Annotated in this window: 9 protein-coding genes and 1 pseudogene; 7 read left to right on the forward strand and 3 right to left on the reverse strand. The window is 70.6% G+C overall.

Going from position 1 to position 12,672, the window contains the following annotated elements; genetic code table 11:
- Positions 1–4: 4 nt before the first annotated feature.
- Positions 5–790 carry an exodeoxyribonuclease III gene (locus tag H5411_RS08750; protein WP_183123509.1) on the reverse strand — a complete coding sequence of 262 codons (786 nt, stop codon included), beginning with the start codon at positions 788–790 and terminating at the stop codon, positions 5–7.
- 191 nt (positions 791–981) lie between these two features.
- On the opposite strand from H5411_RS08750, the gene uvrC reads away from it, so the two are divergent.
- From uvrC to H5411_RS08775, 5 genes are all read left to right on the forward strand, one after another.
- The gene (uvrC, locus tag H5411_RS08755; RefSeq protein ID WP_183123510.1) at positions 982–3,024 is read left to right on the forward strand and encodes an excinuclease ABC subunit UvrC; all 2,043 of its coding nucleotides are present in this window, start codon (positions 982–984) and stop codon (positions 3,022–3,024) included.
- Between the two features lie 50 nt (positions 3,025–3,074).
- Complete coding sequence (gene rapZ, locus H5411_RS08760; protein WP_020658140.1) at positions 3,075–3,932, forward strand: RNase adapter RapZ; 858 nt, start codon at positions 3,075–3,077, stop codon at positions 3,930–3,932.
- A gap of 1 nt (position 3,933) precedes the next feature.
- The gene (locus H5411_RS08765; RefSeq protein ID WP_037359138.1) at positions 3,934–4,896 is read left to right on the forward strand and encodes a gluconeogenesis factor YvcK family protein; all 963 of its coding nucleotides are present in this window, start codon (positions 3,934–3,936) and stop codon (positions 4,894–4,896) included.
- Positions 4,897–4,932: 36 nt separating this feature from the next.
- Entirely contained in the window at positions 4,933–5,922 is a 990-nt protein-coding gene (whiA, locus tag H5411_RS08770; protein WP_093574335.1) for a DNA-binding protein WhiA, read from the forward strand.
- 696 nt (positions 5,923–6,618) lie between these two features.
- The gene (locus H5411_RS08775; protein ID WP_183123511.1) at positions 6,619–7,593 is read left to right on the forward strand and encodes an LLM class flavin-dependent oxidoreductase; all 975 of its coding nucleotides are present in this window, start codon (positions 6,619–6,621) and stop codon (positions 7,591–7,593) included.
- A gap of 48 nt (positions 7,594–7,641) precedes the next feature.
- On the opposite strand, the pseudogene H5411_RS08780 reads toward H5411_RS08775, so the two are convergent.
- Together H5411_RS08780 and H5411_RS08785 are read right to left on the reverse strand one after the other, a co-directional pair.
- A pseudogene (locus tag H5411_RS08780) lies at positions 7,642–9,687 on the reverse strand (PQQ-dependent sugar dehydrogenase); the annotation flags it as partial.
- A 199-nt stretch (positions 9,688–9,886) separates the two neighbouring features.
- Positions 9,887–10,327: a PPOX class F420-dependent oxidoreductase gene (locus tag H5411_RS08785; RefSeq protein WP_101434555.1), complete on the reverse strand. Its 441-nt coding sequence runs from the start codon at positions 10,325–10,327 to the stop codon at positions 9,887–9,889.
- A gap of 77 nt (positions 10,328–10,404) precedes the next feature.
- Here H5411_RS08785 and H5411_RS08790 point away from each other — a divergent pair, with 77 nt between their 5' ends.
- Both H5411_RS08790 and H5411_RS08795 read left to right on the forward strand, forming a co-directional pair.
- A complete protein-coding gene (locus tag H5411_RS08790) occupies positions 10,405–11,868 on the forward strand; it encodes a hypothetical protein (RefSeq protein ID WP_101434554.1) in 1,464 nt (487 codons plus the stop codon).
- Positions 11,868–12,671 carry a hypothetical protein gene (locus tag H5411_RS08795; RefSeq protein WP_009075875.1) on the forward strand — a complete coding sequence of 268 codons (804 nt, stop codon included), beginning with the start codon at positions 11,868–11,870 and terminating at the stop codon, positions 12,669–12,671. Before H5411_RS08790 ends, H5411_RS08795 begins: the two co-directional genes overlap by 1 nt.
- The last annotated feature ends 1 nt before the right edge of the window (position 12,672 follow it).

The raw sequence follows: 12,672 nt of genomic DNA on the forward strand, positions 1-12,672 counted from the left end.
GTTCTTACAGCTCCAGGTCCACGACGATCGGCGCGTGGTCCGACGGTCCTTTGCCCTTGCGGGCTTCGCGGTCCACGTAGGAATCGGTGACTGCCTTGGCGAAAACCTCGTTGCCGTAGACGAGGTCGATGCGCATTCCCTTGTTGTTGGGGAAATTCCCGGCGCGGTAGTCCCAATACGTGAACGGGTGGTCGTACTTCAGCGGCCGCGGGAACACGTCGGACAGCCCGGCGTCGCGGAGCTTCTTCAGCGCTGCCCGTTCGGGTCCGGTGACGTGCGTGGACTCGGCGAACAGCGTGATGTCCCAGACGTCGTCGTCGGTGGGCGCGACGTTGAAATCGCCGAGCACGGCGAACGGACGCGCGTTCCGCATTTCTTCGCCGACGAGGTCGCTGAGCTTCTCGAACCACTCGAGTTTGTAGGCGTAGTGCGGGTTTTGCGGTTCGCGCCCGTTCGGCACGTACACCGACCAGAGGCGGATCCCGCCGCACGTCGCGCCGATCGCCCGCGCCTCGGCCTGCCCGTCGAAGCCCGGTTCGCCCGGCAGCCCGCGCACCACGTCGTCGAGCCCGACCCGGGAGAGGATCGCGACGCCGTTCCACCGCCCCAGCCCGTACGCGGCGACCTCGTACCCGCGCGCGGTGATCTCTTCGGCGGGGAAGGCTTCGGTGGTGTTCTTGATTTCCTGCAGGCACAGAACGTCCGGCGCGGTCCGGTCGAGCCAGTCGAGCACGCGGGGCAGCCGGGGAACGATGGAGTTCACGTTCCAGGTGGCGACGCGGACGGTCATGGCTGCTCCCTGATCGCTCGGCGGGTCGTCGAAGCTCTACGCTACGGCAGGTCTCCGCCGACGGTGCAAGGCGACCGGGTCGCGCACCGCGGCTCCCGAAGATCGCGTCCCGCGTCGGCCTGGCGCGTCCGCACCGGCCTCGCGCACGGGGTCTCACGGAAACTGTCGGGCCCTCGCCATACAGTGGGCACGTGGCTGATCCGACCACCTACCGACCTCAGCCGGGGAGCATCCCGGACTCGCCTGGCGTGTACAAGTTCCGCGACGCCGCCAAGCGAGTCATCTACGTGGGCAAAGCGAAGAGCCTGCGCAGCAGGCTGAACTCGTACTTCGCCGACCTGTCCGGCCTTCATCCGCGCACGCGGCAGATGGTCACCACCGCGGCGAGCGTCGAGTGGACCGTCGTCGGGACCGAGGTCGAGGCGCTCCAGCTGGAGTACAACTGGATCAAGGAGTTCGACCCGCGGTTCAACGTCCGCTACCGCGACGACAAGAGCTACCCGGTCCTCGCCGTCACGCTGAACGAGGAATTCCCCCGGCTGCACGTCTACCGCGGCGCGCGCAAGAAGGGCGTCCGCTACTTCGGGCCGTACTCGCACGCGTGGGCGATCCGCGAGACTCTCGACCTTCTCCTGCGCGTTTTCCCGGCCCGCACCTGTTCCGCCGGCGTCTTCCGGCGGCACGGGCAGATCGGGCGGCCGTGCCTGCTCGGCTACATCGACAAATGCTCGGCTCCGTGCGTCGGCCGGGTGTCCGCGGACGAGCACCGGGCGATCGTCGAGGACTTCTGCGACTTCCTCGCCGGCCGCACGGACGCGATGGTGAAGCGGCTCGAACGCGAGATGGCCGAGGCGTCGGAGGAGCTGGAGTTCGAGCGCGCCGCGCGGCTGCGGGACGACCTGGGCGCGCTGCGCCGTGCGATGGAAAAACAGGCCGTGGTGTTCGGCGACGGCACGGACGCCGATGTGGTCGCCTTCGCGCACGACGAACTGGAGGCGGCCGTCCAGGTGTTCCACGTGCGCGGCGGGCGCGTGCGCGGGCAGCGGGGCTGGGTGATCGACAAGGCCGAGGAAATGGACGTCCCGGCGCTGGTCGACCACTTCCTGACCCAGTTCTACGGCGAGGAATCCGATCGCGCGGGCCGCGACGACGTCGAGACCGGTCCGGTCGTCCCGCGCGAGGTGCTGGTGCCGGAGCTGCCCGCGGACGCCGACGCGGTCGCCGAATGGCTGTCCGGTCTGCGCGGTTCGCGGGTGCGGCTGCGGGTCGCGCAGCGCGGCGACAAGAAGGCGCTCGCGGAAACGGTGGAGCGCAACGCCAAGGAAGCGTTCACCCAGCACAAGCTGCGCCGCGCGGGCGATCTCACCGCGCGGTCCGCGGCGCTGCAGGAACTCCAGGACTACCTGGCGCTCGACAGCGCGCCGCTGCGCATCGAGTGCATCGACATCAGCCACATCCAGGGCAGCGACGTCGTGGCGTCGCTGGTGGTGTTCGAGGACGGGCTGCCGCGCAAGTCCGAGTACCGCAAGTTCGCGCTGCGCGAGGCGGCGACCGAGGGCGACGTCGCGTCCATCGCCGAGGTCGTGCGGCGGCGATTCCACCGCTATCTCAAGGAAACGGCCGAAAACGCGGCCGAGGCAACGGAAACCGCTCCGGAAGTCGCTTCCGACGCCGCCGAGGAACCGGGGGACGAGGCGGTCCGGCCGGTGCGCGCCGGGATCGACCCGGAGACCGGCCGCCCGCGCAAGTTCGCCTATCCGCCGAACCTGCTGGTCGTCGACGGCGCGGGCCCGCAGGCCACCGCGGCCGCGGACGTGCTCGCCGAACTGGGCATCACCGACATCGCCGTCGTCGGGCTCGCGAAGCGGCTCGAAGAGGTGTGGCTGCCCGGGGAACCGGACCCGATGATCCTGCCGCGCACGTCCGACGCGCTCTATCTGCTGCAGCGGCTGCGCGACGAGGCGCACCGGTTCGCCATTCGCTACCACCGCGAAAAGCGCGCCAAACGCATGCAGGCGTCCGAATTGGACAGTGTGCCCGGACTCGGGCAGGCTCGGCGCACCGCGCTGATCAAGCACTTCGGCTCGGTGAAGAAGCTCAAACAGGCCCGGGTCGAGGAAATCGAAGCGGTGCCCGGTTTCGGCAGGCGCACTGCCGAGGCCGTGGTGGCGGCACTGGCCGGGGAGACCGGCGCCGCACCGCGGGCAGTACCGGGAGGGGACCAGGGGTCGTGATCGGGAAGGAAGCACACGTGAGTGCGGAAGAGGAAAAACGAGGCAGCGGGATGGAGGTCGCGGTCGTCTCCGGCCTCTCCGGCGCGGGCCGCTCCACGGCGGCGAAATGCCTGGAAGACCTCGGCTGGTTCGTGGTCGACAACCTGCCGCCGGAGCTGATCGCCACCATGGTCGAGCTCGGCGCGCAGGCGCGGGGCGCGATCACGAAGGTGGCGGTGGTGATGGACGTGCGGTCGCGCGCGTTCACCGACGACCTGGCCTCGGTGATCAAGGACCTGGACGCGCGCGGGTACAAACCGCGCGTGCTGTTCCTGGAGGCCACCGACGCGGTGCTGGTGCGCCGCTTCGAATCGGTCCGCCGCGGCCACCCGATGCAGGGCGACGGCAGGCTCGCCGACGGCATCACCGCCGAGCGCAAGCTGCTTTCGCCGCTGCGCGAGGAGGCCGACCTGGTGCTCGACACGTCCGCGCTGTCGGTGCACGACCTGCGCGCGAAGATCGAGGACGCGTTCGGTTCCGAGGCCAGCACGCAGACCCGCGTCACCGTGCTGTCGTTCGGCTACAAGTACGGTTTGCCGATGGACGCCGACCTGGTGATGGACGTGCGGTTCCTGCCGAACCCGTTCTGGATCCCGGAGCTGCGCGAGCACACCGGCCTCGACGGCGAGGTGCGCAACTACGTGCTGTCGCAGGAAGGCGCCGAGGAATTCCTCGACCGCTACCACCAGCTGCTGCGGCTCATCGGCGCCGGTTACAAGCGCGAGGGCAAGCGGTACCTGACGCTCGCGGTCGGCTGCACCGGCGGCAAGCACCGCAGCGTCGCGATCTCCGAGGAACTCGCCCAGAGACTGTCCAATGAGGACGGCATGGCAGTAAAGGTGGTGCACCGGGATCTTGGCCGGGAGTGACGTGCGCGCGGTGGCGCTGGGCGGAGGACACGGGCTGCACGCGACGTTGACCGCGCTCCGGCGGATCACCCGCGCCGTCACGGCGGTGGTGACGGTGGCCGACGACGGCGGGTCGTCCGGCAGGCTGCGGCGCGAACTGGGGCTGCTGCCGCCGGGCGACCTGCGCCAGGCGTTCGCCGCCTTCGCCGCGGAGGACGGCGGGCGGCTGTGGGCGGAGGTGTTCCAGCACCGCTTCGGCGGCGACGGCGCGCTCGCCGGGCACGCCGTCGGCAACCTGCTGCTCGCCGGGCTGTTCGAGGTGCTCGGCGACCCGGTGGCCGCGCTCGACGAGGCGAGCAGGCTGATGGGCATCTCCGGCCGGGTGCTGCCGATGTCGCCGGAGCCGCTGGAGATCGAGGGCGAGGTCAGCGGCCTGGACAGCGAGGACCCGGACGCGATCCGGCGCATCCGCGGCCAGGTCGCGGTCGCCAGCACGCCCGGCCAGGTGCACCGCATCTCGCTGCACCCGGCCGGTCGCCAGGAACGCCCGCCGCGCGGCTGCCCGGAGGCGATCGAGGCGGTGCTGGCGGCGGACGTCGTGTTCCTCGGCCCCGGCTCGTGGTTCACCAGCGTGCTGCCGCATCTCCTGGTCCCGGATCTGCACGACGCGCTCGTCCGCACGACGGCGACGAAGGTCGTCGTGCTGAACTTGGTCCCCCAACCGGGGGAAACCGGCGGATTCTCCCCGGAGCGGCATTTGGACGTACTCTTCGAACACGCGCCCGCGCTGCGGGTCGACGCCGTCGTCGCGGACCGTGATTCCGTCCCTGACCCGGCAAGCCTGCGCCGGGCGGCCGAACGCCTCGGAGCCAGGGCCTGCCTGGGGGCGGTGGCCGACCCGGTCGTGGCGGGACGGCATGATCCTGGTGCGCTCGCCCAGTGCATGCGAGAGGCATTGGGCCTCGGCGGGGAGCACTGTGGGTGACGGCGGGCGCGCAGCGAAAGGCAGGAGGGGCAGTACATGGCGATGACCGCCGCGGTGAAGGACGAACTGAGCCGGCTCGAGATCACGAAGATCGGGCCGCGCCGGGCGGAGGTCGCGTCGCTGCTTCGCTTCGCGGGCGGGCTGCACATCGTGGCCGGCCGGGTGGTGGTCGAGGCGGAGCTGGACACGGGTTCGGTCGCGCGGCGGCTGCGCAAGGAGATCCACGAGCTGTACGGACATCATTCGGACGTGCACGTGATCACCGCGAGCGGCGGCCTGCGCAAGGGGACGCGGTACGTCGTGCGCGTGGTGAAGGACGGCGAGGGCCTGGCGCGCCAGACCGGCTTGATCGACCAGCGCGGCCGTCCCGTGCGAGGCCTGCCCGCCGCCGTGGTGTCCGGCGGGGTGGCCGACGCCGAAGCGGCCTGGCGCGGCGCCTTCCTGGCCCACGGCTCGCTGACCGAACCGGGCCGCTCGTCGTCGCTGGAAGTGACCTGCCCGGGCCCGGAGGCGGCCCTGGCCCTGGTCGGCGCGGCCCGCCGGATGGGCATCCAAGCGAAGTCCCGCGAGGTCCGGGGCGCGGACCGGGTCGTGGTCCGCGACGGTGACGCCATCGGCGCGCTGCTGACCCGCCTGGGCGCGCACACGAGCGTGCTGCAGTGGGAAGAACGCCGGATGCGCCGGGAGGTCCGCGCGACCGCCAACCGCCTCGCGAACTTCGACGACGCGAACCTGCGCCGCTCGGCCCGTGCGGCTGTCGCGGCGGCCGCGAGGGTGGAGCGCGCGCTGGAAATCCTCGGCGACACCGCCCCGGACCACCTGCTCGCCGCCGGCCGCCTGCGCTTGTCGAACCGCCAGGCGTCGCTCGAGGAACTGGGCCAGCTGTCCGACCCGCAGATGACGAAAGACGCGGTAGCCGGACGGATCCGGCGGCTGCTGGCGATGGCGGACAAGCGGGCGAAGGAGCTGAGTATCCCGGACACCGAATCGGCGGTGACCCCGGAAATGCTGGAAGAAGAAGCCTGACGCTGCTGCTGGCGGGTCTTGGCGGCGCTTGCCCAGGCAGGTCGCGGCCTGGGCAGTGGCGGGGTTGTCTGCTGAGCCCGGCCGGAAGGTGCCCAGGTTGTGGTGGCTTGTGCGGGGAGAGGTGGCCTGCTCGGGCTGGTGGCGGTGAGTCGCGCGGGGGCGGGGTTGGCTGCCTAGCCCGGTCGCTGCGGTTGGGGCGGCGATGGGTGCCCGGCCGGTTGCGGTGGCTTGCGCGTGGGCTTGCCTGGAGCCGCTGCGGCTGAGCTACGCGGGGAACCGTTGTCCGACATGCTGTGTTGGGGCCCCGGCGGCTGCACGGCCTCCGCGAACCCTCTGGCGCGCCGCGGCGCGACCGCTGGGCCCAGGCTGGGCGAAGCCAGGACCCCAACGGCAGGCCCGCGCGGGGAGCCACGTCGAGCGCCGGCGGAAGACCCCGGCGAGAACCGGCACAAACACTCACGAGGATCCCCCGCAGGAGCCTCCCCGCCGTGCTGGCCGAGCCCTGCGATTGCCCCGCCCCATGAGCGTTCTGCTGCGCCTTCCGCAGCACCCGCTGCCGCGTCCTGCGCTTTCCGCACATGCCCGGCTTCAGCACTCCGTGGAGCTGCCGCACGCCGGTCGCCGCCTGCCGGCAAGACTTCGTCCACAGTGGACAAATCACCCCCGCCACACCGCTGGGTTCGCTACCGTGGGGGCATGATCGATGTGCCGCTCTCCGCACTTGAACTCGCGCTGGTCGAAGCCGGGCAGTCGGCCACGGCGGCGCTTGAGCCGCTTTCCTCCGTCGCACGGCGGGTTGACGATCTCGGCTACCACCGGCTCTGGTTCGCCGAGCATCACGGTTCCCCGGCCATCGCCAGCGCGTCCCCGCAGGTGCTCGCGGCGCACGCGGGCGCGGTGACGTCCCGGGTGCGGGTCGGGTCCGGCGGGGTGCTCGCGCCGAACCACGCGCCGTTCGCGTTGGCGGAGCAGTTCGGGACGTTGTCCGCGCTCACCGGCGGCCGGGTCGATCTCGGGGTCGGCCGCGGGCCGGGCGCGCTCGATCCGGAGATCATCCGCGCGTTGCGCCGCGGAGGTGAGCCAGCTCAGGAAGCCGACTACCACGCCGACGTCGACGAGCTGCTGAAGCATCTCGGCAGCGACAAGGTGCTCCCGGGCGGCGTCACCGTGCCGGAGCCGTGGCTGCTCAGTTCGAGCCCGGCGGGCGCGGAGGTCGCTGCCGAGCGCGGGTTGCCGATCGCGTTCGCGCATCACATCCGGCCGGACAACACCGCGGCCTCGCTGGAGCGTTACCGGGAGAAGTTCCAGCCGTCCGAGTGGCGCTCCCACCCGTATGTGCTGCTGTGCGTCGAGACGATCTGCGCGGACACCGAGGCCGAGGCGGAATACCTGTCCGGGCCGATGAACGTCCTCAAATCCCATCTGCTCACCGGCGGCGGGGGAGACCAGCCGATGCTCACGCCGGAGGAGGCCGCGGGCTACGAGTTCGCTCCGGAGATGATCCCGCAGCTCGAGCACTTCCGCGCGGCGCAGGCGTACGGCGAGCGGGACCAGGTCCAGGCGCGGCTCGCGGAGCTGGCGAAGCAGACCGGCGCGGACGAAATCATGGTCACTGTCCCGGTTTTCGACGCGAAGGCGCGCATCCGCTGTTACGAACTGGTGAAAGAATGAGGTGCGGCAGGGTGACCGGCGCCGCTCCGGTCACCCTGCCGCGGCTTATCCGGCGAGCGCCGCGCCGGGGAACTTCAGCTGCACCACCACGTTGTCGATGGTGTCCGGCGTGCCGCCGAGCTTGTCGTTGTTCGTCGAGGTCACCCAGAGGTGCCCGTCCGGCGTCTTGGTCACCGAGCGGAGCCGCCCCCACCGGCCGGAGAACACCGCCGACACGTCGCCGACGCTGTCGCCCTTGATGTGCGTGACGAACAACTGCTGGCCGGTCACCGCCGCGATGTAGATCCAGTCGTTCACGATCTCGATGCCGGACGGTCCGGCCTGCGAGGTCGGCCACGTCTTCTTCGGCGCGATCGTCCCCGCGCAGTCGCCGATCGTGCCCTCGCAGGCCGACCAGCCGTAGTTGCCGCCCTTCTGGATCAGGTTCAGCTCGTCCTGGCTGCTCTCGCCGAATTCCGACGACCACAGCCGCCCCCGCGAATCCCAGGCGAGGCCCTGCGGATTGCGGTGCCCGTAGCTCCAGACGTACCGCGCGTTGCCGCCGGTGGCGTAGAACGGGTTGTCGCTCGGCGCGGAACCGTCCGGGTTGAGCCGCAGGATCTTGCCGTTGAGCGAACTCTTGTTCTGCGCGTTGGCCTTGACCTTCGCGTCGCCGACGGTGGCGTACAGCTTGCCGTCCGGGCCGAACGCGATCCGGCCGCCGTTGTGGTACTGGTTCTTGGCCATGCCGGTCAGCACCGGGGTGGTGGTCTTCGACAGCGTGGTGCCGTCGTAGGTGACCTTCACGATCCGGTTGTCGCTGGCCGACGTGTGGTAGAGGTACACCGCGTGGTCGGTGTTCCACTGCGGCGAGATCGCCAGCCCGAGCAGCCCGCCCTCGCCGTTCGTGGTGACCACGCCGGGGATCTTGCCGAGCGTCGTCTTCTTGCCGTCCGGGGTGATCTGCAGCAGTTCGAACCGGTCCCGTTCGGTCACCAGTGCGTTGCCGTTCGGCAGGAAACCGACCGCCCAGCCGAGGTCGACCTTCGCGATGTCCTTGTCGTACGACGGGATTCCGCCGCCCGCGCCGGTGCTGCCCGTCGTCTTCGCGGTGACCGCGTTGCTCGCCGCGGAGGCGTTTCCGTTGGGATCACGGGCTTTCACGGTGAACGTGTACGACGTGTTCGGCTTGAGGTCGGTGACCGTCGCCGAAGTCTGCGTCGTGGTCGAGACGAGGTCCTTGCCCTGGTACACGTCGTAGCCCGCGATCGAGCCGCTGTCGTCGGTGGAAGCCTTCCAGGACAACGAAATGCTGTCCGAAGTGCTGCCCGTGACCTTGAGCGAACCAGGCACGCTCGGCGGGGTTTTGTCGTCGCTGGGCGGGGTTTTCACGCCGACGACGTTGCTCGGCTGGGACGGGTTGCCCGCCGCGTCGTAGGCGATCACCGAGATGTCGTACGACGTGTTCGGCGTCAGCTGGTCGACGGTCGCCGAGGTGGTCTTGCCGTCCACGACCTTCAGCGTGTTGCCGCCGCGGTTGATCTCGTACCGCGTGACGCCGACGTTGTCCGTCGCCGGGTCCCAGCGGAAATCCGCCGCGGTGGGCCGGATGTTCGACACCTGGAAGTTCTTCGGCGGCGTCGGCGGTTCGGTGTCGACCGGGGCGCTGAAGCTGTCGGTGATCTTGTCGGTGTTGGGGCCGCCGTTCGCGGACGCCGAAACGGTGCGCACGTGGTTGACGCCCGCGGTGAGCTGGACGGTCGCGGTGACGGTCTTCCAGGTCGTCCAGGAACCGGTGCTGGGGAAGGAAACCGTGCCCTTGTCGCCGCCGTCGACCACGAGCTTCATCGGCCGGTCGTCGGAGGTTCCGTTGGCATAGCGGAAAGTCAGCGTGTGCGTGCCGGCCTGAGCCGCGTTGACCGAGTAGTCGGCGTAGCTGCCGACGAGGTTGTCGAAGTCCACGAATCCCTTCCCGGAGTACCCGGAGTGGTTCGTGGCGATCTTGGCCTGGGAAAGCGTCGCGTCCTCGGACTCGTAATCCCCGGTCGCCGCGGTGGCGGTGACCGGGGTCAGCAGTGCGCAGCCGAGCGCGGTCGCCGCGGTACCGGCGAACAGCGCGCTCAACGTCGAGCGTCGTGCCACGGGGGCCTCCTGCTTGAGGGGGTCGGGGCGGCGGCGGAAGATATTCGTTAGGAAAGTTTCCTATTTATCGGGACAGATCACACACCCTCGGCAGGCGCGGTGTCAATAGTGCGATCGCGGCATTACGCTCCGCAGCGAGCGCCGCGGAGCGTGCGTCGAGGGAACCGGCAGGTCAGAACCCGGCGATGTCCGCCCGGGCGATCACCTTCGTGATCCTCGCCCGGACGAGGGATTCTTCCGGCACGGCGTTGCGCTTGCCGTAGGCCGGGCCGTTCTCCTCGCCCATGTACCGCGCGCCGAGCCGGGTGGCCCACTCCAGCATTTCGTCCAGGTCGTGGTGCAGTTCCGCCTCGGCGGTGAACTGGACGTACGAGAACGGCGGCCGCTGGTCGTCCACGGCGAGCGAGAGCCGCGCGTCGCGGCGCAGGGCCTTGCCTTTGAGCGTGTCAGTGCCGGTGGTGAAGATCAGTTCGTCGCCGTTCGGGCCCTCGTTCAGCAGGAACCACACGGGCGTGACGACCGGGGCCCCGTTGGCCCGCACGATCCCCAGCATCCCGGTCCGCGTGCCCTCGCTCGCGAACTTCCACCACTCCGCCCTGGTCATCTCCCGCATGCCCGCCACGCTAGCCGTCCGCGTGTGCGGGCGCTCGGGCAGGCCGACTAGCCTGACCTGCTGTGCGATACGACGAGATGGGCGCCGCCGGGCTCGCCGACGAGGGGCTGACCCGTCGGCTGAAGGCGCTCGCCTGCACCGCGCCGTTGCACGACCTCGACGCGCGCAAGGCGAAGCTCGACTGGGCCGACGCCACGGTGTACCAGATGGCCGAGATCGCGCTGCACACGATCGACCAGGTCACCATCGCGATGGACTTCGACACCGGGGCCGGGCACGACCAGGTGATCGACCGGCTGCTGCCGTTCATCTCGCTGCAGGCGCCCTCGCGCACGCCGGAAGAGCACGTGCGCGTGGCCAAGTGGGTGCTGGACAACCTGATCAACGTCGGCACCACCGACCGCGGCTTCCGGCGCGTGTACGGCTCGCTCGGCCCCGGCGGCTACCAGCGCCGCCAGTTCGACTTCAAGCTCCTGGTCGAGCTGGCCGCCCCCGACGGCGAGGTGTACCTGCGCGCCACCGACGAGGCGATCAACGTGCTGGTCGGAGCCCTGGACACGGACGTCGAGTCGGCGCAGATCGCGGCCGAGGTGAAGCTGGAGAACCTGATCAACCGCGGCCGCCTCGCGGACGCGAAGCTAGCCGCCGAGCAGGCGCGCTACCGCACCGTGCAGTACGGCGAGACACTGCGCGCGAAGCTCGACGCGACTCGCCGCGACGTGCGCGCGGTCGACTGGGAGCAGGAGGTGCCGGAGCTGATCGAATCGGCGCTCGGGCACATCGAGTCGCGGTTTCGCGCGGAGAACGCGATCCTCAAGAACATCACCACCGCGCGGGACGAATCCGAGGACGCCGACCACAAGCGCCGCGCGGCCGAACTGGTCGACATCGTCGCCGACTGCATCCGGCGGCACACCAAGCTCCAGTCGCGGATCGCGGACGCGGGCGCGGTCTTCCGCGCCGAGCAGGACCGCCAGCAGTTCTCCGGACCGCCGCAGCGGGCCACGCTCGACCTGTTCGGCCAGCTCCTGATGCCGACGCTCGGGCTGCCGCTCGCCGACGCCACCGCGCCCGCCGAGCACTTCTTCCACGCCGTCGCCGGCATCGCGACGCCGGTCGTGCCGTCGCTGTCTTCGCTGGTGTCGCTGCTGTTGCGGCCCGCCCCGGAACGCGACCAGCTGGTCGGCGAGGTGCCGGAGCCGGAGCTGGTGCCCGCCGAGGTGACCGACCGGTTCGGCGACGACGTCTGGCGTCTCGCCGACGAACTGCTCGACCTTCCCGACGTGCCGCGCCGGCTGTCCGGGCTGCTGGAGGACGCGCGCCGCTCCGGGCAGCCGAACCTGGCGTCCCTGGTCGCGCTGCGTGCGCTGCACGCTTACAGTCCCGAGGTCGGCGCGGCGCGCCGGCAGGGGGAACGCCACGTGCTGCTCGCCGTCGACGACGGCACCCTGCTCGACGACCCGGAGTTCGGCGGCGCGGATCTGCTGCTGTCCACCGCGGAGGTCGAACGAGCGGACGACGAGACCGAGGAGGTCGCCTGATGCCCGTGACGCACACGAGCGTCGACGCCGAGGCCGCCGCGCGGCTCGTCGCTTTCGGGATGCGCCCGAAGCAACTGCCGGCTCGCGACGTCGTCTACGGCGAGCTGGTGCGCCGCTACGGCGAGGACAACGCGTTCAAGGCGCTCACCCACGCGGTCGCTTCCGGGCTCGGGCTGATGGTGCTCGAGGTGACGCAGCAGGCCGGATGCGTGCTCGCGGCCACCGACGAGTCCGTCTTCGAGATCAAGATGGACAGCTACGCGCGGCAAGCCAAGATCCGCGAGCGGCGCGAGACGGAAAAGGTGCTGCACGGCCTCATCCACCTCGCGACGGCCGCGCTCGGCTATCCGCGGCCGGACGACCTGGCCAACGACACCTACATCGGACGGGTGAGCGTCGAGCAGGTCGACGCGATGGTCCGCGAAGCGGCGCGCGTCCTCGACGAGCGCGCGCAGCTGGCCGAGGCGAACAACGACCCGCTGGCCGACGCGCCGGAGCTGGAGCAGGCGTGGCGCGCGTACGCTCGCCGTCCGGCCGCCGCGGCGACGAAGGACGGCCGGATGGCGGCGGACACCACTCGCGGCATGGTTTCGCGTGCGCTGCGATTCCTTGCCGACCAAGGCTTTTTGGTGCCGGTGAGCGACGAACAGGGCGGGACCTACCGCACGACGCCGCGGTACCAGATCCAGGTGCGGGAACTGGCCGCGGACGCCGCGTTCGACGACCTGCTCGCGCTCGACGTCGTCGCGGTCGCCGGGCCTGGGGGAACGCTGCGTGCGACGGCCTCGGACACGCTGCAGTAAG

Source organism: Amycolatopsis echigonensis (assembly GCF_014174495.1).
GTDB lineage: Bacteria > Actinomycetota > Actinomycetes > Mycobacteriales > Pseudonocardiaceae > Amycolatopsis > Amycolatopsis echigonensis.

What these genes read in the sequence shown, in the direction of transcription:
- H5411_RS08775 (WP_183123511.1), top strand. Translation starts at nt 6,619, where the DNA reads ATGATCGATGTGCCGCTCTCCGCACTTGAACTCGCGCTGGTCGAAGCC.
- whiA (WP_093574335.1), top strand. Translation starts at nt 4,933, where the DNA reads ATGGCGATGACCGCCGCGGTGAAGGACGAACTGAGCCGGCTCGAGATC.
- H5411_RS08785 (WP_101434555.1), bottom strand. Translation starts at nt 10,327, where the DNA reads ATGCGGGAGATGACCAGGGCGGAGTGGTGGAAGTTCGCGAGCGAGGGC.
- rapZ (WP_020658140.1), top strand. Translation starts at nt 3,075, where the DNA reads ATGGAGGTCGCGGTCGTCTCCGGCCTCTCCGGCGCGGGCCGCTCCACG.
- H5411_RS08795 (WP_009075875.1), top strand. Translation starts at nt 11,868, where the DNA reads ATGCCCGTGACGCACACGAGCGTCGACGCCGAGGCCGCCGCGCGGCTC.
- H5411_RS08790 (WP_101434554.1), top strand. Translation starts at nt 10,405, where the DNA reads ATGGGCGCCGCCGGGCTCGCCGACGAGGGGCTGACCCGTCGGCTGAAG.
- H5411_RS08750 (WP_183123509.1), bottom strand. Translation starts at nt 790, where the DNA reads ATGACCGTCCGCGTCGCCACCTGGAACGTGAACTCCATCGTTCCCCGG.